The sequence below is a fragment of the Cohnella massiliensis genome (assembly GCF_900169535.1).
Taxonomy (GTDB): domain Bacteria; phylum Bacillota; class Bacilli; order Paenibacillales; family Paenibacillaceae; genus Cohnella; species Cohnella algarum.
Genome location: NZ_LT821256.1, coordinates 16,114 through 36,380 on the forward strand (window position 1 = coordinate 16,114; position 20,267 = coordinate 36,380).

At 60.4% G+C, this 20,267-nt stretch carries 12 protein-coding genes; 1 reads left to right on the forward strand and 11 read right to left on the reverse strand.

Annotated features, from left to right (window positions below; genetic code table 11):
* Positions 1 to 29: 29 nt before the first annotated feature.
* Genes B7E11_RS04840 through argC form a run of 4 tightly spaced genes read right to left on the reverse strand, consistent with a single transcriptional unit; the run spans position 30 to position 4,360 of the window.
* Positions 30 to 1,214, reverse strand: a complete 1,185-nt coding sequence (locus tag B7E11_RS04840; protein ID WP_080832791.1) for an acetylornithine transaminase — start codon at positions 1,212 to 1,214, stop codon at positions 30 to 32.
* A 26-nt stretch (positions 1,215 to 1,240) separates the two neighbouring features.
* Positions 1,241 to 2,026, reverse strand: a complete 786-nt coding sequence (gene argB / locus B7E11_RS04845; RefSeq protein WP_080832485.1) for an acetylglutamate kinase — start codon at positions 2,024 to 2,026, stop codon at positions 1,241 to 1,243.
* A gap of 18 nt (positions 2,027 to 2,044) precedes the next feature.
* Positions 2,045 to 3,274, reverse strand: a complete 1,230-nt coding sequence (argJ, locus tag B7E11_RS04850) for a bifunctional glutamate N-acetyltransferase/amino-acid acetyltransferase ArgJ (RefSeq protein ID WP_080832486.1) — start codon at positions 3,272 to 3,274, stop codon at positions 2,045 to 2,047.
* Positions 3,275 to 3,301: 27 nt separating this feature from the next.
* Positions 3,302 to 4,360 carry an N-acetyl-gamma-glutamyl-phosphate reductase gene (gene argC, locus B7E11_RS04855; RefSeq protein ID WP_080832487.1) on the reverse strand — a complete coding sequence of 353 codons (1,059 nt, stop codon included), beginning with the start codon at positions 4,358 to 4,360 and terminating at the stop codon, positions 3,302 to 3,304.
* 84 nt (positions 4,361 to 4,444) lie between these two features.
* Here argC and B7E11_RS28795 point away from each other — a divergent pair, with 84 nt between their 5' ends.
* Positions 4,445 to 4,723 (forward strand): hypothetical protein, encoded by a 279-nt coding sequence (locus B7E11_RS28795; RefSeq protein ID WP_139787071.1) that lies wholly within the window; start codon positions 4,445 to 4,447, stop codon positions 4,721 to 4,723.
* 593 nt (positions 4,724 to 5,316) lie between these two features.
* Here B7E11_RS28795 and B7E11_RS04865 read toward each other — a convergent pair.
* The 7 genes from B7E11_RS04865 to B7E11_RS04895 all read right to left on the reverse strand — a co-directional run bounded on the left by B7E11_RS04865 (position 5,317) and on the right by B7E11_RS04895 (position 20,224).
* Complete coding sequence (locus tag B7E11_RS04865) at positions 5,317 to 12,195, reverse strand: alpha-amylase family glycosyl hydrolase (protein ID WP_245809624.1); 6,879 nt, start codon at positions 12,193 to 12,195, stop codon at positions 5,317 to 5,319.
* 656 nt (positions 12,196 to 12,851) lie between these two features.
* Positions 12,852 to 13,971, reverse strand: a protein-coding gene (gene prfB / locus B7E11_RS04870; RefSeq protein ID WP_139787072.1) for a peptide chain release factor 2 whose coding sequence is annotated in 2 segments (ribosomal slippage) — positions 12,852 to 13,892 and positions 13,894 to 13,971 — 1,119 coding nt in all. Because the reading frame shifts where the segments join, the coding sequence is not laid out codon by codon here.
* A gap of 18 nt (positions 13,972 to 13,989) precedes the next feature.
* Positions 13,990 to 16,509, reverse strand: coding sequence for a preprotein translocase subunit SecA (secA, locus tag B7E11_RS04875; RefSeq protein ID WP_080832490.1), 2,520 nt, complete (start codon positions 16,507 to 16,509; stop codon positions 13,990 to 13,992).
* 320 nt (positions 16,510 to 16,829) lie between these two features.
* On the reverse strand, positions 16,830 to 17,390 hold the full coding sequence (gene hpf, locus B7E11_RS04880; protein ID WP_080832491.1) for a ribosome hibernation-promoting factor, HPF/YfiA family: 561 nt from the start codon (positions 17,388 to 17,390) through the stop codon (positions 16,830 to 16,832).
* 281 nt (positions 17,391 to 17,671) lie between these two features.
* Complete coding sequence (locus B7E11_RS04885) at positions 17,672 to 17,869, reverse strand: cold shock domain-containing protein (RefSeq protein ID WP_080832492.1); 198 nt, start codon at positions 17,867 to 17,869, stop codon at positions 17,672 to 17,674.
* Between the two features lie 131 nt (positions 17,870 to 18,000).
* A complete protein-coding gene (pseC, locus tag B7E11_RS04890) occupies positions 18,001 to 19,188 on the reverse strand; it encodes a UDP-4-amino-4,6-dideoxy-N-acetyl-beta-L-altrosamine transaminase (protein WP_080832493.1) in 1,188 nt (395 codons plus the stop codon).
* Between the two features lie 88 nt (positions 19,189 to 19,276).
* On the reverse strand, positions 19,277 to 20,224 hold the full coding sequence (locus tag B7E11_RS04895; protein WP_080832494.1) for a dTDP-glucose 4,6-dehydratase: 948 nt from the start codon (positions 20,222 to 20,224) through the stop codon (positions 19,277 to 19,279).
* Positions 20,225 to 20,267: the final 43 nt, after the last annotated feature.

The window sequence follows — 20,267 nt, forward strand, 5'->3', positions numbered from 1 at the left end:
CGTAAAGTTTAAGCGTAAAAAGTCCGTATTTATTCGGCGGCAGGCTTGACGGCGGCCCGCTCCTTCAAAACGGCGGCGATCAGGCCGACCGCTTCCTCGATTTCTTCCGAAGTCACGAGCAGGTTCGGCAGCAGCCGGATCACGTTCGGACCGGCCACGATGACGAGCAGCCCGCGGCGCTGCAGTTCGCCGACGGCGTCCGCGACGGGACCGTCGCAGGCGATGCCGACGAGCAGCCCCTTGCCGCGAACTTCGAGCACGCCCGGCACGCCGTCAAGCGCGTCGCGAAGCTTGCCCATCAGGAGCTCGCCTGCGACGGCCGCCCGTTCGGGCGCCTGCTCGATCAGCATCGTCTCGACCGTGGCGGCGACCGCCGCCATGGCGATCGGCGTCCCGCCGAACGTCGAGCCGTGCGAGCCGGCGTTAAATGCCGGAATCAGCGGCGCCTTGGCCAGCATCGCCCCGACCGGGAATCCGCTGCCGAGCCCTTTGGCCAGCGTGAAAATATCCGGCTCCACCCCGTAATGCTGGTACGAGAACAGCTTGCCCGTGCGGCCCATGCCGGTCTGGATTTCGTCGAGGATGAGCAGCAATCCGCGGCGGTCGCACAGCTCCCGCACGGAGCGCAGGAACGCCGGATCGACCGGCACGACGCCGCCTTCGGCCTGCACCGTTTCGAGCATGACGGCCGCCGTACGGTCGTTCACCGCCGCTTCGAGCGCCTGCAGATCGTTCAGCGGCACGTGCACGAAGCCTTGCGGCAGCGGCAAAAAGCCTTCCTTGACTTTATCCTGGCCGGTCGCGGTCAGCGTCGCGAGCGTCCGTCCATGGAACGATCGCGCAAAGGTAATGATTTCATGACGCCCGTTCCCGAGCACCTTTTGCTGATAACGGCGGGCCAGCTTGATCGCCGCTTCGTTCGCCTCCGCTCCGCTGTTGCAGAAAAAAACGGCGTCGGCGCAGCTATTGTCCGTCAGCAGCTTGGCCGCTTTTTCCTGGTTCGGGATTTGATACAGGTTGGACACGTGCCACAGCTGATCCAATTGGGCGACAAGCGCCGCCTTCACCCGGTCCGGAACGTGTCCGAGATTCGTAACGGCGATGCCGCTCATAAAATCGAGATATTCTTTGCCCTGATCGTCCCACAGTCGGCTTCCTTTGCCTTTGACGATCGAAATCGGATAGCGGCCGTAAGTCGGGAACAGATGGCTCATGAAAAACACTCCCTTCGCTTGAATGATCAATCCCGTACGATGCGGGTTCCGATGCCGCCTTCGCGAACGGCCCGGCTGAGCACGCGCGGCTCCGCGCCGTCGACGATCAGCACTTCCCGCACGGCGCCGTGCAGGCACTTCATCGCCGCGCGAACCTTCGGAATCATGCCGCCGTAAATGTCCCCGCTCGCGATCATCTCCTCGATGTCCGCGAACGACGCCTGCGGAAGCACGCGCTTCGCGCCGTTTTCCGTCCGCAGGATGCCGGGCACGTCGGTCACGACGATCATCGTGTCGACGCCCAGCCCGCTCGCCACCGCGCCGGCCGCCGTATCCGCGTTAATGTTGAACCGCTGCCCTTCGCCGTTGATCCCGATCGGAGCGATGACCGGCAAATAGCCGAGCCCGATGACGCCCTCGATCAGGCCGGCGTTGACCTCGGTCACGTCGCCGACGAACCCGATCTCGTCCGCGTTCGCGACCGGCTGCGCCCGAATGAGCAAGCCGTCCGTCCCGGACAGGCCGATCGCTTTCGCTCCGTTCTGCTGCAGCTTGCGGACGATTTCCTTGTTGATGCGGCCCGCGAGCACCATTTCCACGACGTCCAGCGTCGCTTCGTCGGTGACGCGCAAGCCGTTCGCGAATCGGCTCTCGATGCCGAGCTTGCCGAGCGTTTCATTGATCGCGGGTCCCCCGCCGTGCACGATGACCGGTTCGGTCCCCGCTTCCTGCAGCTCGCGCAAATCCTCGAAAAAAGCGTCCGGCAGCGCGGCGAGCGTGCTGCCTCCGCATTTCATCACAAAACGTGCCATTTCCGTCCTCCCATCCGGTCAGGTCCGGTAAGCGGCATTGATCCGGACGTAATCGTAAGTCAAATCGCAGCCCCAGGCCACCGCCGACCCGCTTCCGTCGTTCAGCTCGACCCGAATCGCGACCGTGTCGCTGCCCTTCAAATATTCCAGCGCCGCCTCTTCGTCGAACGGAACCGGCCGCGACTGCTCCAGCACGGAAATATCGCCGAGCCGGATGTCGACCGTATGCACGTTGACCGGCACGCCGGCGCGTCCGACGGCGGCGATGATCCGCCCCCAGTTGGCGTCGGCGCCGAACATCGCCGATTTCACGAGGCTCGAGCCGATAATCGTCTTCGCGATCGCCCGTGCCGATTCGTCGCTCCGCGCGCCCGACACGGTCGTCTCGATCAGCTTCGTCGCCCCTTCGCCGTCGCGGGCGATCGCCTTCGCCAGCTCTTGGCACACATAGCGGAACCCGTCCGCGAACGCTTCCCAGTCGGCATGGCCGCGCGACAGCTCCCGGTTGCCGGCGAGCCCGCTCGCCATGGCGACCAGCATGTCGTTCGTGCTCGTGTCGCCGTCGACCGTAATCATATTGAACGTCGCGTCGGTAACTTCCCGCAGCAGCTCCTGAAGCGCGGAGGCCGGAATCGCGGCGTCCGTCGTCACGAAGCCGAGCATGGTCGCCATGTTCGGATGAATCATTCCGGAGCCTTTGGCCGCTCCCGCGATCGTGACCGCTCGCCCGTCGACGTCAAGCCGGACGCAGGCCGTCTTTTTGACCAGATCGGTCGTCAAAATCGCCTGGCAAAACTCGTCGGCCCCCGCTTCGTCGCCGCTCAGCTTCCCGGGAAGCGCGGCGATGCCGGAAGACACGCGGTCCATTTTCAGCAATTCGCCGATGACGCCGGTGGACGCCACCGCCACCTGGTGCTTGGGAACGCCGAGCGCTTCCGCCAATTCCGCGCGCATCGTCCGGGCATCGTCCTCCCCTTGCTTGCCGGTGCAGGCGTTCGCGTTGCCGCTGTTCACGACGACGGCGCGCAGCGCGCCCTCCTCGGCGAGACTTTCGCGGGTCACCTGCAGCGGCGCCGCCTGAAACAAATTCGTCGTGTACACCGCCGCCGCCGCCGCCGGCACTTCGCAGACGATCGCTCCCAGGTCGTTGCGGTCGGTTTTCTTCAGGCCGCAGTGCAGGCCGCCGGCTTTAAAGCCTTTCGGCGTCGTAACGCCGCCGTCCGGAATGATTTCAAACGTCTTCCCCATGTCGATTCCTGCGCCTCCGTATAACCGTTACGGGTAAACCGGGGTAAACTCGAGCCCCAGCGTTTCGTCCCAGCCCATGATCAGATTCAAGTTTTGAATCGCTTGCCCTGCCGCGCCTTTGACCAGGTTGTCGATGACCGAGATGATCGTGATCCGGCCCGTGCGCGAATCGACGGACATGCCGATGTCGCAATAGTTGGAGCCGTATACTTCCTTGGTCGCCGGATAAACGCCGGTATCGCGCACCCGCACGAATTTGCGTCCTTCGTAGAAGCTCCGGTACAGCCCCGTAAAATCCGCGCTCGTGCGGCCGCGATCCGTCAGCGTCGCGTACATCGTACTCATAATGCCCCGCGTCATCGGCGCGAGGTGCGTCGTGAACGTGACCGCCACCGGCCGTCCTGCCGCGCGGGCAAGCACCATTTCGATTTCCGGCGTATGTTGGTGCTGATTTACCTTGTACGCCTTGAAATTTTCGTTCACTTCCGAAAAATGGGAGCCCAAGGCAAGGCCCCGTCCCGCTCCGGAAACGCCCGTTTTCGAGTCGATGACGATCGTGTCCGGGTCGATCCAACCCGCTTCCACCGCGGGATACAGCCCGAGCGCCGTCGCCGTCGGGAAGCAGCCCGGATTGGAAACGAAATCCGCTCCCGCCGCCTCCTGCCCGAACAGCTCGCACATGCCGTACACCGCCCGATCCAGCTCGGCCTGCGCCGGGGCGTCCTTTTTGTACCAGTGACGGTATGCCTCCGGGTCCTTCAGCCGGAAGTCGCCGGACAGGTCGATTACCTTCAGCCCGGCGGCAAGAAATTGCGGCGCCAGCTTCGCGCTTACGCCGTGCGGCGTCGCGAGAAACACGACATCCGCTTTGTCGCGGATCAGGTCGGGGTCGACGTCGTCCAGCTTGTCCGTGACGATTTCCGTTAAATGGGGAAAAGCCTCCGCGAACGACGATCCCGCGCTCGACGAAGAGACGACCGAGGAAACGGCCGCGCGCGGATGCGCGGCGAGCAGGCGAATCAGCTCAACGCCGCCATAGCCGGTGGAACCGACGATCGCGGCGCGAACGGCAGGGGTTTGTGACATGGCGAGAATCTCCCTTAAGTAAATGTATAATTTCGTTCCGTTGCATAACCGCTAATCGGCTGGACGGACGGATAAGCTTCGCTGTTGGCCGAAAAAACCGAAAAGGCCCGAGCGGTTCAAGCCAAAACCATCCTCATTGTACCGAATTCCGGCAGCGATGTAAAAGCAAAACCGCGTTTATCGCTCCGGCTTATGATTACTGAATTATTATACGCACAATTGTTTTTTTATTCAATGGGTTTAGATCGTTCTTGGTTTGAAATCGTGGCGCGCCATCGCCGATTTGCATTTTGCGAATCCATTGCGGCGGCGGGCTCCGGGTTCGTTTCCCAACCAGCGCTCGCGCCCGAGCCGGCCGGCTGAATCGCCAAAATCCGGGGCATGGAAAGTCAGTTTCTGAAAAGAGGGGGAGGCCCGCCGAACGCCGATTTTGGCGCACTTGCGGGGAGCGGACTGGAAAATTCGTACCGAGTTATGGCGCGAAAGCGGGGGGTACGGCGTTTTTGTTCGAAAAATCATACAAACTCTTACTCACAACGGGCAAGAACCATGATTTTGTATGAAAAATCATACAATTATCGCCTCGAAAGCGGCATATGCGGCATTTTTGTTCGAAAAATCATACAAGATCCTGCTCACAACGGGCAAACGCCATGATTTTGTATGAAAAATCATACAATGATCACCTCGAAAGCGGCATATGCGGCATTTTTGTTCGAAACATCATACAAAGGTGCGCAGAGGCGTTAAAAACGTGGCGACTTTGACCGTTAACGCTTCGAAAATTCCGCAAACCGCGCCCCCGGTCGAAACGGACTGGCGAGCGGTAGCGGCCGGGCAAACGGCCAAAACGCAGGGCAGGAGCGCCGAACGGAAAACAAACAAGCTCGGGCATCGCTTTATCTGCGGCAATGCGAGAAGGGCCCCTTCGGGCCCTCCGCTTTCTTCCGAGTTTATTACCTATCGATAAATTCGACGGCCTGCAGGAATCGCTTCAGCATAACGACCGCTTCCGCGCGCGTGGCGCCTTCCGCCGGGCGAAGCCTGCCGCCGCCGTCGCCCTGCAGGAGGCCGGCGCCGGCCGCGCGGGCGACCGCCTCCCTCGCCCAGGCGCCGACGTGCGAGCCGTCGGCAAACGCGGCGAGCGCTTCGTCCGCCGCCGCATCCTCCGCCAGCGGCCGGCCGGCGAAGTCGGCCGCCTTGGCGAGCATCGCGGCCATCTGCTCGCGCGTGATGCCGTCGCCCGGACGGAACGTCCCGTCGGCCGTTCCGCTCGCCAGTTCCGCCGCGGCGGCGGAGGCGACGGCGCCCGCGAACCAGTCCGTCGGCCGGACGTCGCCGAAGCCGCCGGTTCCGTCCGTTTCGGCCAGGCCGAGCGAACGGACGAGCAGCGCCGCGAATTCCGCGCGGGTGATGCTCCGCCCGGGAGCGAATCGCTCCGCGTCCACGCCCAGGACGATGCCTTTGTTCGCCATCGTCTCCGCGTCCTCTCGCGCCCAGTGGCCGGCAAGATCCGCGAACGACCGGTCCGCCGCCGCCGCGATGTAGACGCTGTTGCCCGGCCGCTTGAACGAGGCGACCGTCCGGCCGTCGACGGCGGCGAACAAGGCCGGAACGAACGCCAATTCGCCGGTCGCCGAATCGATCCGGTACACGGAGGCTCGTTTCGGATCGACGCCGCCCTCCAGCGCCAGGCTGCGCTCCGCATACGTGAAGCCGAAGTCCGCAATCTCGACTTCGCGGCCGCCCGCCGCGGCGGCTACCCGATAAGCGACCGGAGCGGACAGGGCGTTCAAGCCGGCCTCGCGGACCCGATCCAGCGCGCGTTCCGCTTCCGTCCCGACGAGCGGACCGAAGCTCACCGCAAGCTCGGCTTCTTCCAGCGGGACGCCGAGACGTCCGGCAAGACCGGCCGGATCGAGCACGGACAGCGGAAGGACATAGCTGCCGTCCGCGACCGCAAAGCGGATCGACGCTTCCGGCGCCGCTGCCGCCGCGGCCAGCGGCAGCACGAACCGGACGCCGCCTTCGATTTCCGGCAGGCGAATTTCAAGCGGATCGCTGCCGCTCTCCAACCCGGCCAGCGCCTTCGCCAGCTGTTCGCCGTCAACCGTCGCGACGGTGACGGCGTTCCCCCGCTCATCCGTTTCGACGGTAAGCTTCGCGATGGAATCGTCGGGCTTATCGGGGAGGGGCACGATCATGACGGGGGGCGTACCGGAATGGGGACCGGGGCCCTCGCCGCCATTATCGGGGTCTTCACCTCCGCCGTTTTCACCGCCGTCGCCTCCGCCGTTTTCACCGCCGTCGCCTCCTCCGTTTCCGCCGTCATCGCCGCCGCCGTTTCCACCGCCGTCCCCTCCGTCGTTTTCGCCGCCGTCGCCTCCGCCGTTTCCGCCGTCCCCTCCGCCGCCGTTTCCGCCGTCATCGCCGCCGGTTCGGACGATCGCGAGCGCAATCGTCTTTGTCGCCTGGCTTTTACGGCCCTGGTCTTTATACCAGTCCTTCGCCAGCGTTTCCGCCGTCGGCTCGATATGCAGGGAAAACCGGTTCGTTCCGATTTCCAGCGGAATATCCTCGACGAAAACGTTGCCCCGGTCGTCCATCGCGCCTTCCGGCAGCGGGCTCCCGTTGATCGTGAACGCGACGCCGTACGGTACGTTCGCCTTCAGATCGAACGTCGCGGCGTCCGTCGAATAAGAGATATCCTCGCCGTAGGAAATGCGCGGCATCGTGACGATCAGCGGCATGTCGACCCAGCGGAGCACGTAGTCGTCGACGACCATTTTGTTGCCGCCCTGATTGCGAATCGTCAGCTTCATGTTCGTTTCCGTGTCGCTGTAGGCGTAATTGCCGCTATCCGCCGTGTCGTTCGGAATCCGGCTATGGCTCGTCAGCGCTTCGGTCGCCCACGTGCCGCGGGTGTACTTGTATTCGATCGTTTTTCCGGCCATCATTTTAAACGCGTACTGCACAACGCTTCGGTCGGTCGCGCCGCTCGGGACCGTGAGCTTGCCGCCGCTTGCGTTCCAGTTGTTCAAGCTGCCGGCGATATAGATCGAATCCGTCGACGGCGTGTAATCCGGCAAGTGCAGCCGCATCGTGACGTCGACCATGACGAGCTGCGGCGTCACGCTTTGCTCGTTCGACCAGCTGCGGTTGTAGGCCGCATCGAACGCCGCGATTTTATACGCATAGGACGTGCCGTTGGCGACCGTGTAATCGGTGAAGGAAAGAGCCGTCCGCAGCGTGGCCAGCTTGCGGAACGAGGCTTCGCCCGCCGCCTGGCGGTACACTTCGTAGCCTGCCGTATCCTCGCCCGTCGTCGTCCAGCTCAGCGTTGCCTGCCCGGATTCGACCGTAATTTCGCTTAAGGAAGGCGCGGCCGGGCCGGACGTATCGTCCGCGTCCGCATAAGCCTCGAACGAAGCCGATGCCGAATCCGCGTGCGTCTCCCCGTTGTCCGTCGACACCCGCGCGAAATATTCGTAGACGCCCGGTTCGGTCGGCTCGAACTTTGCCGCGTACCGCTTCGCCCCGCCGTCGTCCGCCTTGTACGCCATCGCCAGCTCCGCCGCCGCTTCGGAGTCGCCGGCTTTGGTTACGACGAGCTTCACGTCGAGAGACGGCGCTCCGGTTCCGGCGAACGCGGGATCGTCCGTCAAGCCCTCTACCGTCACCGATACGCCGATTTCCGCCGCGTTGCCGACGCCGACGGTCAGATTTGCGACCGGGTCCGGCGCTCCGACCGCCGTGATCGGGAACGCCGGCGTCGCGGACGCCGTCTCCGAAAGCGGGCTTTCTCCGGCCGCTCCCGCCGCCAGGCGAACCGCCGATACCGCATAGTAATATTTCACGCCGTTGACGACCGTAGCGTCCGTGTACCGCGTATCGGCAACCGTGCCGAGCGGCGTCGCTTCTCCGCCCTCGATCAAGTAGCGGTAAACGCGGTATCCGTCCGCATCCGGCACCCCGTCCCAGCTTAAGTCCACGCTGCCGTTTGCCGCCCGGGCCGTCAAACCGGACGGAGCCTCCACTTGCAGGAGCTCTCCCTCCGACAGCATCATCAGCCCCGTAAGCGCCGGAACGGTCAGGACGATTCGCCCGTTTTCGACCGCGCCGCCGATGCCGCTGCCGAGCCGGTCGCCGAGCACGGTGCCGTCCGGCAAATAGCCGGTAACGTCGGCCGCGATTTCGGCCGCCTCCTCGCCGCCGTTGAGGACGACGAGCGCGCCCTGCGCGTCAGTTTTGCGGGCGTACGCAATGACGTCGCCCTGCGCGTAGGCCAGCTTCAGATCCCCCGCCGAAAAGACGTCGTTCTCGGCCCGGACGGCCGCCGCCGTCCGATACGTATCATACAGCTCGGCATACCGTCCGACGGCCTCGAAGCCGCCGTCGGCCTCCTCGATCCGCTCCCAGGGGAACGTCCGGCGCGAATCGGGGTCCTTCGTGCCGGTGACGCCGACTTCGTCTCCGTAATAAACGGTCGGAGCCCCCGGATACCCCATCTGGAAAATTGCGATCAGCGCCTGCAGCCTGAGCGCCTTGTCGCTCGCCTCCGGGGCGATTTTAAGCTTTTCCTCCTCCCAGGCCGGAAAGTCCAGCTTCGTCAGCGACCGAACCGTGTCATGGGAATCGACGAGGTTCAGCATCGCCCGCCACGCTTCCTCCGGGTAATCCTCGCGGATCCGCTCGAGCGCCTCGTGAAACGCCCGCGCGTTGTCCCCGCCGTTGCCTCCGTTGATCAAAAATGTCTGCAGCGCCTCGCGGAACCGGTAATTCATGACCGAGTCGAACTGATCGCCGAGCAAATAGTGCGTCGCCACGCCCCATTCCTCGCCGAGGATGACCGGATCGTCGATCGGCTTTCCGTTCGCGTCCGTGCGGCCCGCCGCGGATTTGACCGCCTCGCGGAATTTTTGCCAGGTTCCCATGGACACGTCCGGCGCGACGTCGAGCCGCCAGCCGCTCGCCCCCATCCAGAGCCAGCGTTGGGACGCCGCATTTTGCATCGCCTCCGCCGCTTCTTCGTCCGTCTTGCCGTCCAGATCGTCTCCGATCACATGATAGCGGTAATCGACGTTGTTCCATTCGTGCTCGCCGTCCAGCGCCGCCGCGTCGCCTTCCTGCGGCTCTTTCGCGTCCATCGCGGGCAGCGAGTCGAACCCCCACCAGGCTTCATAGCCGTAGCGCGTATGGCCCGAACCCTCGTCCGCGATCGTCTCCTCGCCGATCGTAAACCACGTCGTAAACCCGAAGTCGTCGGGGTACTTGTAGTTTTGTCCGGTAGCCGGGTTGGTTTGCGCCGTAAACGAAGCGATCGTCCGCTCCTCCGCTTCCTCCGCGGTCATGCCCGGATGCTCCGCTTTCGTTGTCCAGACTTTCGCCCAGTATTCGTAAGCGCCGATTTCGGGGTATTTTTCATAGCGGTCAAAATAAATCGAATCGTCGCCAACATGGTTGAACACGCCGTCGTTGATGATCCGGATGCCCGCCCGGGCCGCGGCCTTGGCGAAATCTCGGAACGCTTCGTCCGATTTTTTGCGCGTTTCCTCATAATTCAAGCCGGATGCCGGATCGCCCGGCACGTTGTAGACCGGCTCCCCGAACATCGGGTCGAGGTGCTTGTAATCGGTCGCATCGTATTTATGGTTGGAAGCCGCCCAGGCGACCGGATTCAGGTAAACCGCCGTCACGCCGAGCTGCTTCAAATAGTCCAGCTTCTTTTCGATGCCTTGAATGTCGCCGCCGTAAAATTCGTTCGTCCAGATGCCGTCCGATGCGGCATCCGGGTAGTACGGAGCGTTCTCGGGCTTGCCGCGATCCGGATTTTCCGGCACGTCGCTCCATTCGCCCCACACCTGGGACGGAGCCGGATCGTTTTCCGTGCCCCCGTCGAAATATTGCAGCGGCTGTCTTTCGAGGATTCCGGCGTTTGCCCCGGTTTCCGAGCGGACGCCGCGATAGCCGTCGACCAGCTTGGCGCGGTTGTTGGCTTCGTTGCCGTCGAAGAAACGATCCGGAAAAATCTGATAGACGACGGCGTTTTTCATCCAATCCGGCGTTTTGTAGTCGGATGCGTAAACGGTCAGGTTAAACGGCACCGCGCCCTCGGACACCGCTTCTCCCGCTCCGCCGCTCAGGGCGTCATCGCCGTACTCCGCCTTGGTCGCCCCGTCGATCAGCACGAACTTGTAGGTCCAAATGCCGATGCCGGCGAACGCGCTTCGCGGAACGACGACTTCGAAATAATCGAGATCGCCGACCGTCGTCGTTTTTCGCATCGGGTAGTTGGCCGAATTTCCCGCTCCGTCCGCCAGTTCGAGCCGCGCCGTCTGCACGTCGTCCCGCTTGGCCGCAATGCGCAGCGTCAAATCCTGGCTTCCTTGCCGGATCGCGCCGAACGGCTTTTTAAACGTTTCCGATCGGCTGTCGAACAAGATCGCTCCCGTATCGATCCGCCCGTCGTACTTGCCGTCGCCGACCGCGAAGTCGACCGTCAATTTCCGTTCGGCCGCCGAATTGTCGAAGGAGAACGTGACGTCCGCGGCGTCGGAAAGCCTGAATACGGCATTGTTTACTCCGTCTCCGAAGTTGTTGTCGTCGTTCCATTCGGCGCCCAGCACCGCTTTCACTTCGTGAGAACCCGCCGGGAGAGACCGCTGGAGCTTGTAGACGGTGTTGTTGAAGTAATAATCGACGAAAAATTGCTTCGCCTCCCCTGGCGACCACTCCGGTTCTCCGAACAGGGGCTGCGGGGAGCCGACGAGTCGCGGCCATTCGGCCGCCGGCAGCGCCGGATCGTAGATGGCGATGCCGGTCGCCGTCGAGCCTTCCGGCAGCGGCGATATCCGCGCTTCGTGCGTTTCTCCGTTTACGTAAAAGTTTACTTTGGCCGTTTCGCTCAGCGTCAGCTTCAAATTGTCTCCGTCTCCCGGGATGCCGGACGGATAGCTGCCGTTTTTCGTCAGTTTGAATTCGTAGCTGCCCGCATCCAGCACGGCCGAATAAGCGTAAAATTCCCCGGCCAGATGCTTCAAACGCGTCGCCGTCCCGTTCGGCACCCAGTTGCCCGACTCTCCCAACCCCTGCTGAAAGCTGCCGGCAATGACCCACTTCGCCCCGCCTCCGGGCTGCTCTTCGAACGTGTCGGCAATCGGCGAGCCGTCCGGTTCGCCGACCGTCAGCTTGTTGTTGCCGTTCGAAGCCAGCAGCGTATTGGTCGGATCGTTAAAATAAATGTCCTGCGACGAACCGTCCGGGTCCGCCGCGCGAATCATATATTTATATTCGTACGTTCCTTCCGGCAGCGCGTCGGTCGTATACCGGAAGACGCCGCCCGTCAGCGTCATCTGCCGCTTCGGATTCCAGTCCGGATCAAAGCTTCCGGCAACCCGCGCCTCAAACGGAAGAAGCAGCGTCCCTTGCGCATCCGCCGTCGCGGTCAAACTGTCTCCGTCCATCCAATTCCCGCCGACGAGCAGCTTATACTCGTATTCGCCGCCGGGCGTCAATTCGTCTATGCGAATATAAGGCAGATTGGCATCGCTTACATAAACGCTTTGCGCGACGCTTGCCGTCCCCCAACCGTTAAAGCTCCCGTTTGCGGAGATGTCCAGCTTTCCGACCGGCAAAACAAAGGTTGCGCTGTCGTCGGCGTTTACGCGCGTCGCTTCGGCCGCCGCCGCAGCCGAAGCCGTCGAATCGCCATTCTGTGCATAGGCGGCCGCCGCCCCGGTTGTCCACATCTGGATAACGAGAGCCAGACTCAACCAAACGCTCCAAAAGCTTCGGCTTCGCCATGCGAAGCGCCGGATTCCGACTTTCTTTTTCATACCGCTCCTCCTTTTGGATTCTTGCTCATTCCGTTTTGGGGCAAACGTTTGCATAAAAAGACACAACCATTTAGTAAACGCTTTCTTTTCAAAAATATGCTATCACCCGCATAATCTCTCCGTCAACGGCGTATACGGAACGCGAGAAAGGCACCTCCGTCCCGTTGCGCAAAGCGAGACCCGCCGATCCCAACCCCCGTCTAACTTCAACGCCTTTTCAACAAACGTTTGCACAACGATAATCCGTTTTGGAACGTTTTCCGGAAGCATCATCTCGAATCGAGAACAATTCATGCGCCGAATGATTTATGCCATATATTGTGAATGCTGTGGATGAAAATGTGGACGAGATGTTTGTAAAATAGTAAACAGGAGTTATTCCATGTTGATTATGTGGATATTGGGGATAAAAAGCGTGGATAAAACGAATAACAACAGAATTGCGTGAAAATTCGGAGCAAATACACACAGTTTTTGCAATTTTCCTGTGGGCGATGTGGATAATGTGGATGGAATTCGACCGGTTCGGTGTGAATTTTCAAACGATTCTGTGGATATTGTGGATGAGTGGGGATAACTTCTCTCGTCAGCTGTCGGCCAAAAAAAATCCCCCGGCTTCAAGAGCAAGCCGGGGGATTTCGTAAGCATGCGTACGATCAGGCTTCCGGTTTCCGAATCTGACTCCGCAGGTAGCCGTCGATAAACGCGTCGAGATCGCCGTCCATGACCGCCTGCACGTTGCCCGTTTCCACGTTCGTCCGATGGTCCTTGACCATACTGTACGGGTGGAAAACGTAGGAGCGGATCTGGCTCCCCCAGGCGATATCCATCTGCTCGCCGCGAATGGCGGCCAGCTCCTTTTGCTGCTCCTGGATCTTCAGCTCGTACAGCTTCGACTGCAGCATTTTCATGGCGCGGTCGCGGTTCTGGATTTGGGAGCGTTCGGTCTGGCACGCGACGACGATGCCCGTCGGAAGGTGCGTAATCCGCACGGCCGACTCGGTCTTGTTGATGTGCTGGCCGCCGGCGCCGCTGGAACGGTACGTATCGACCCGCAAATCTTCCGGGCGAATTTCCACTTCGAGGTCGTCCGGAATTTCCGGCACGACGTCGCAGGAAACGAACGACGTATGCCGGCGCCCGGAAGCGTCGAACGGCGAGATGCGGACGAGCCGGTGAACGCCTTTTTCCGCCTTTAAATACCCGTAGGCGTTATAGCCGCGCACCATGATGGTCACGCTCTTGATTCCCGCTTCGTCGCCCGGCAAAAAGTCGAGCACCTCGACCTTGAAGCCCCGCTTCTCGGCCCAGCGCGTGTACATCCGGTACAGCATTTGCGCCCAGTCCTGCGACTCGGTGCCGCCGGCGCCGGGATGCAGCTCGAGGATGGCATGCGACTTGTCGTAGGGCTGATTGAGCAGAAGCTGCAATTCGAAGCTGTCGACTTTGGAGGCGAGCTGGCCGACGTTCGCGACAAATTCGGCCTCCATCGCTTCGTCCGACTCTTCTTCCAAAATCTCCAGCATCGCCTCGAGGTCTTCCTGCTCCGAGGACAACGCTTTGAATTGATCCACGACGCCTTTGATGGCGTTCAATTCGGAGATGACGCCCTGCGCCTTTTCGTTGTCGTCCCAAAAATCGGGCGCGGACATCTTCACTTCAAAGTTCGCGATCATTTCCAGCTTCAGATCTAAGTCAAAGAGACCCCCTGAGTTGCTGGAGTCGCTTCGCGGTTTCGCGAAGGTCTTGCTTGATCGTTCCATCGATGACGGACATGATGAATCACCTCAAGATTTATTCTATGCGGCCGTGGCACATTTTGTATTTTTTCCCGCTGCCGCAAGGGCACGGGTCGTTGCGGCCGACGCGCTCCGCGGTTCCCTTGACCTTCGGCTTCTTGGGCGCCTCTTCGGCCTTGGAATCGACGGCCTGCCCTTCGGCGACGGCCTCGCGCTTCACGTTGCTTTCGACGGTCGCCTTCATGATGTAGAGCGAAATCTCTTCCTCGATCCGCTCGACCATGGCCAAAAACATGTTGTGGCCTTCGAACTGGTATTCGCGCAGCGGGTCGTTGCCGCCGTAGGCGCGAAGGTGGATGCCCTGACGCAGCTGATCCATCGCGTCGATGTGGTCCATCCACTTGCTGTCGACGGCGCGCAGGACGACGACCTTCTCGAATTCGCGCATCGTCTCGACGCCGATTTGCTCCTCGCGCTCGTCGTAAAGCTGTTCGGTTTTGGCGAGGACCACCTCGGCCATTTCGTCCTTTTCCTTGCCCCACAGCTCGTCCTTGTTCAGCCGGTCTTCCGGCAGCAGCGTCTTGTGGAAGTAGGAGACGAGCTCGTCCATCGCCCAGTCTTCGGGAATCTCCTCGTCCGGGCAATGCTTTTCGATGGCGCGCTCCACGACCGACTTGATCATGCCGGACACGATCTCGCGGATGTTGTCCGAGTTGAGAATTTGCCGGCGGTCTCCGTAAATCTTCTCGCGCTGCAGATTGATGACGTCGTCGTACTGCAGGACGATGCGGCGGGCGTCGAAGTTGCTGCCTTCGACCCGCTTCTGGGCGGACTCGATCGCGCGCGTGATGAGCTTGCTTTCGATCGGGGAGTCCTCGTCGAAGCCGAGGCGCTCCATCATGCCCATAATGTTGTCGGCGCCGAACCGGCGCATGAGTTCGTCTTCCATCGACAGGTAAAACTGCGACGAGCCGGGGTCGCCCTGGCGTCCCGCCCGTCCGCGAAGCTGGTTGTCGATCCGGCGGCTTTCATGCCGCTCGGTGCCGATGATGTGCAGGCCGCCGAGCTCCGCAACGCCTTCTCCGAGCAAAATATCGGTGCCGCGGCCCGCCATGTTGGTGGCGATCGTGACCGTGCCGCGCTGGCCGGCGTTCGCGATAATCGCCGCTTCCTCGGCGTGGTACTTCGCGTTCAGCACCTGGTGCTTGATGCCCTTCTTTTTGAGCATTTCGGAAATGCGCTCGGAGTTTTCGATCGACACCGTGCCGACCAGAACCGGCTGGCCGGTTTGGTGACGGGCGGCGATCTCCTCCACGACCGCGCGGAATTTGCCGTTTTGCGATTTGTAGACGACGTCCGGCATATCTTTGCGGATCATTTGACGGTTCGTCGGAATTTGCACGACTTCGAGGTTGTAGATCCGCTTGAACTCTTCTTCCTCGGTCTTCGCCGTGCCGGTCATGCCGGCCAGCTTCCGGTACATCCGGAAGTAGTTCTGGAACGTGATCGTCGCGAGCGTCATGCTCTCGTTTTGAACCTGGAGGCCTTCCTTCGCCTCGATCGCCTGGTGCAGGCCGTCGCTGTAGCGGCGCCCCGCCATCAGGCGGCCGGTGAACTCGTCGACGATAATGACTTCTTCTTCCTGCACGACATAATCGACGTCGCGCCTCATAATATAACGCGCGCGCAGCGCCTGGCTGATATGGTGGTTCAGCAGGACGTGCTCGTGGGAGAACAGGTTGTCGATGCCGAATGCCTGCTCCGCCTTCGTCACGCCGGCGTCCGTGAGCGCGATGCTTCGCATTTTCAGGTCGATCGTGTAATCTTCGGTCTCCGTCAGCCGGCTGACGAAACGGTCCGCCGCGTAATAGAGCTGCGTGGACTTTTGCGCTTGGCCGGAAATGATAAGCGGCGTCCGCGCCTCGTCGACGAGAATGGAGTCCACTTCGTCGATGATCGCAAACTGAAGCGGACGTTGAACCATCTGCTCCTTGTATAGAACCATGTTGTCGCGCAAATAGTCGAAGCCGAACTCGTTGTTCGTTCCGTACGTGATGTCGCAGGCATAGGCGCGCTGCTTCTCTTCGTGCGACAGGCCGTTCAGGTTGCAGCCGACCGTCATGCCGAGAAATTCGTATATTTGTCCCATCAGCTGGCTGTCGCGCTGGGCCAGGTAGTCGTTCACGGTCACGACGTGCACGCCCTTGCCGAGCAGCGCGTTCAAATAGACCGGAAGCGTGCCGACCAGCGTTTTGCCTTCGCCGGTTTTCATCTCTGCGATTTTGCCGGAATGAAGCACCATCCCGCCGATCAGTTGCACATCGAAATGCCGCATATTCAGCACGCGCTTGGAAGCTTCCCGCACGACGGCGAACGCTTCGGGCATCACATCGTCCAGTTCTTCCTCTTCCGTCGCCAGACGGTCGCGGAATTCCTGCGTCTTGGCGCGCAGCTGTTCATCCGACAAAGCGGATATCTTCGGCTCCAGGGCGTTGATTTGGTCGACGGTTTTCATTAACCGTTTGACTTCTCTCTCGTTTGCGTCTCCGAAAATCTTTTTTACCAATCCGAGCATAATGAACCCCTTCCCTTTTAGGGTATGGCGTATCCTTTAATTGTAGCAGTTCCATCAGGCCGGGGCAAGAAAAGGAGGCGCGCGGCGGCAAGCAGATTTTGGCGGCGAAGGGGCGCGCCGGGCTCGACACCTGATAAGGCCAAAAACGTTCATGCCGCGTTGGAGGCCGTCGTGCTAAAACTTCGTTCCGTGTCAAATTTATGTCATATTTCCGGCGGAGTTGCGAAGCTTGAAATTTTCCAACGATGGACCGCTGCCGTCATCATCAAAAAGAGCCTCCCGGGGGGCCGAGAGACTCGCTGCATTCGTAAGTATAAGGATCAGGCTTCCGCCTGGATCAAGCCGTACCTGCCGTCGTTGCGGCGGTAGACGACATTCACTTCCTTTGTGTCGATGTTGGAAAAGACATAAAAGTTGTGGCCGACCATATTCATTTGGAGAATCGCTTCCTCCACGTCCATCGGCTTAAAGCTGAAGCTCTTCGTGCGAACGAGCTCGTAACGATCCTCTTCTTCGACGGCCAGCGTGGACACCCCTCCGCTTGCTTCTCCTTCGCGGAAAAGCCCCCGGGTCGTGCCGGTCTGGCGCAGCCTGCGGTTTACTTTCGTTTTGTGCTTGCGAATCTGACGTTCGAGTTTGTCCACGACCGTGTCGATCGAAGCGTACATATCGTCGCTCTTCTCTTCCGCCCGAAGCAGGACGTTCGTGAGCGGGATCGTGACCTCGATAGCGTGACGTCCTTTGGTTACGCTTAACGTAACGTGGACATCGGATTGGGGAGGCGTTTCAAAATACCGTTCCAGGCGACTCAGCTTCTTTTCGACGTAATCCTTCAAAGCCTCGGTGACTTCCATGCGCTGACCGCGAATATTGTATTTCATTTAGCACTCCTCCTTTGCTGACTTTATTTTAGCATATCGGGCTTAGCCGTTTCAAAGAAAATCGCTTACATTTTCGAATATTTTGAAAACTTGGCTTAGGAAGTGCAAGTCTATGAAAACGAACGGGATTTTCGCTGCGAATTTTTGCAAGCTTAACCAATTGAGTCTCGGCTATCGCCCATACGCACAAAACCCTGGATCGCTCCAGGGTTCCGGGTGGCCGGCAAATCGTTTCGGTCAGCCGACAGTGCTATTTAGCAGGCGCATGAAACGCCTAATCATTACAGTTTAACAACGTTAGCTGCTTGCGGGCCTCTTGCGCCTTGCACAATGTCAAACTCGACGGATTGGCCTTCTTCGAGGGCCTTGTAGCCGTCCATTTGGATAGCGGAGAAATGCACGAATACATCGCCGCCTTGTTCCGTCTCAATGAAGCCGTAACCTTTTTCCGCGTTGAACCATTTTACTTTACCTTGCATTCGCTAAACATTCCCTTCATATTCATTTGACAATGGCGATTTGGCCTAGCCCACAACCCGAATATACATCAGGAAAAGAATGGTGTCAACGAAATTGTTGTAAGCGGTGTCAAAGCGCTTTCTTTTTGGCGTTATTGCCTAAAAATCGCCGCTGCCGTTTGTTGGATAGCTTGGATGACGTCGTTTACGTCTTCGTCCGTCATGGCAGGAAACATCGGCAGGGTCATCGCCGTGCGATAGTAAGCTTCCGCGTTCGGACAGCCTTCCGCCGTATAGCCGAGCTGCTTGTAATAGGGCTGCCGGTAGATCGGAATATAATGGACGTGAACGCCGATATGACGGGCGCGCATCATGTCGAATGCCCGGTCCCGGGCTCCCGGCATCGTCCGTTCGTCCCAGCGAAGCATGTACAGGTGCCAGCTGGAATTCGTATCCGGATGCTGGCGGGGCACGACGAGACCCGGGATGGCGGAAAAAGCTTCGTTATACCGCGCCGCGATCTCCCTGCGTCTTGCGACAAACCCGTCCAGCTTGTCCATCTGGGAGAAGCCGAGCGCCGCCTGCAAATCGGTCATCCGGTAGTTGTAGCCGAGCGTCTGCATTTCGTAATACCAGGGGCCGTCGTTTTGCGTCAGCAGCCTGGGATCCCGCGTCATGCCGTGGTTTCGGAACAGCTGCAGCTTTTCGTAAAGGTCTTCCCTGTCGGTCACGATCATGCCGCCTTCGCCGGTCGTCACGTGCTTGACCGGGTGGAAGCTGAACATCGTCATATCCGCCCATGTTCCGACTTTGCGGCCTTTATAGTCGGCGCCGAGAGAGTGCGCCGCATCCTCGATCAGGATGAGGTTGCGGTCGCGGGCGAGCTTGGCCAGCTTATCCATTTCCGCGGGCTGGCCGGCGAAGTCCACGGCGATAATCGCCTTCGTCTTGTCCGTCAGCCTGGCTGCGACTTGATCGGGGGCCAGATTGTACGTTTGCGGATCGATATCCGCAAACACCGGCGTGCCGCCCTGGTACAGCACGCAGTTGCTGCTGGCCAGAAACGTGATCGGCGTCGTGACGACCTCGTCTCCCGTGCCGATCCCGGCCGCATGGCAGGCGCCGTGGAGCGCCGCCGTGCCGTTGCAGAAGGCAACCGCGTATTTTGCCCCCGCGTAATCCGCCACCTTGCGTTCGAAACGTTCGATCGCCGGACCTTGCGTAATATATTCGCTTCTAAGCGTTCGGACGACCGCCTCGATATCGTCCTCGTCGATCCATTGCTTGCCGTAGGGCAGAAAGGTATCCCGCTTGGGGGCGTTTGCCGGTATGTTCGCCATCGTTGCCGTCTCCTTGAAATTAACAGTCTGTCACTTCCGCGCCTCAGACCAGATTCGACGTCCGAATCAAGGTCGCCGATCGGCCTGTTTAGATCAAATTCGACGTCCGAATCCAGTCCTCCGTCCGACGGATGCCTTCCTCCAGCGTCACTTCCGGCTTCCAGCCCAAAAGGCGCTCCGCTTTCGCCGAGTTGCAAAGCAGCTTCGGAATTTCGCTTTGCGGATGAATATGCTCGACATGCGCGATCCGGGACTTGTCGCCGACGATCAGCTCGGCCAGGTCGTTAATCGCGATGTCGCGGCCAAGTCCGGCGTTGACGATCTGGCCGTCCGCCGCGTTCGAGTAGCCGGCCTGGACGACGAACCGGGCGCAGTCCTCCACATAGAGAAGGTCGCGCGTTTGCGTACCGTCGCCGTAAATGTTGAGCGTGCGGCCGGACAGCTTGTTTTTGATGAAGATCGCGACGACGCCGCCCTCTCCCCCGGTTTTCTGAAAAGGCCCGTACGTGTTGAACGGCCGGATCACGACGGTCGGCAGACCGTACGCGTGGTAGTAGGACAGAACCATATTCTCGGCCGCGATCTTGGCTCCCGCGTAAGGCGAGGCCGGCTTGATCGGGTGGCGCTCGTCGATCCCGGCCGGCTCCGTGCAGCGGTCGTACACCATGCAGGTGCTCATGAACACCATTTTAACGTTGTGCTTGCGGCATTGTTCTAGCAAATAAAAGGTGCCGATCGTATCGTTGTTGAACGTCGTCCGCGGGTCGTCGATCGAGTCCTGCACGTTGATCGAGGCTCCGAGATGGTAAATGACATTAAAGTTATGCTCCGCAAATAATCGGTCCAGCAGCGGCTCGTCCAGGATCGTGCCTTTGACGAAAGCCTTCAGTCCGGGATGGTCTCGGAGCTCCTCGAGGTTGACCTCCCTGCCGTTGGACAGGTCGTCCAAAATCCAGACGGAATGCCCGTCTTCGAGCAGCCGCTTGGCTACCCATCTGCCGATAAAACCGGCGCCGCCGGTGAGCAGGATGTTCAAGTTTTGCACTCTCCTTGGTTCTATTATCCGTGTTATCTATGCC

What these genes read in the sequence shown, in the direction of transcription:
- B7E11_RS04840 (WP_080832791.1), bottom strand. Translation starts at nt 1,214, where the DNA reads ATGAGCCATCTGTTCCCGACTTACGGCCGCTATCCGATTTCGATCGTC.
- argB (WP_080832485.1), bottom strand. Translation starts at nt 2,026, where the DNA reads ATGGCACGTTTTGTGATGAAATGCGGAGGCAGCACGCTCGCCGCGCTG.
- argJ (WP_080832486.1), bottom strand. Translation starts at nt 3,274, where the DNA reads ATGGGGAAGACGTTTGAAATCATTCCGGACGGCGGCGTTACGACGCCG.
- argC (WP_080832487.1), bottom strand. Translation starts at nt 4,360, where the DNA reads ATGTCACAAACCCCTGCCGTTCGCGCCGCGATCGTCGGTTCCACCGGC.
- B7E11_RS04865 (WP_245809624.1), bottom strand. Translation starts at nt 12,195, where the DNA reads ATGAAAAAGAAAGTCGGAATCCGGCGCTTCGCATGGCGAAGCCGAAGC.
- secA (WP_080832490.1), bottom strand. Translation starts at nt 16,509, where the DNA reads ATGCTCGGATTGGTAAAAAAGATTTTCGGAGACGCAAACGAGAGAGAA.
- hpf (WP_080832491.1), bottom strand. Translation starts at nt 17,390, where the DNA reads ATGAAATACAATATTCGCGGTCAGCGCATGGAAGTCACCGAGGCTTTG.
- B7E11_RS04885 (WP_080832492.1), bottom strand. Translation starts at nt 17,869, where the DNA reads ATGCAAGGTAAAGTAAAATGGTTCAACGCGGAAAAAGGTTACGGCTTC.
- pseC (WP_080832493.1), bottom strand. Translation starts at nt 19,188, where the DNA reads ATGGCGAACATACCGGCAAACGCCCCCAAGCGGGATACCTTTCTGCCC.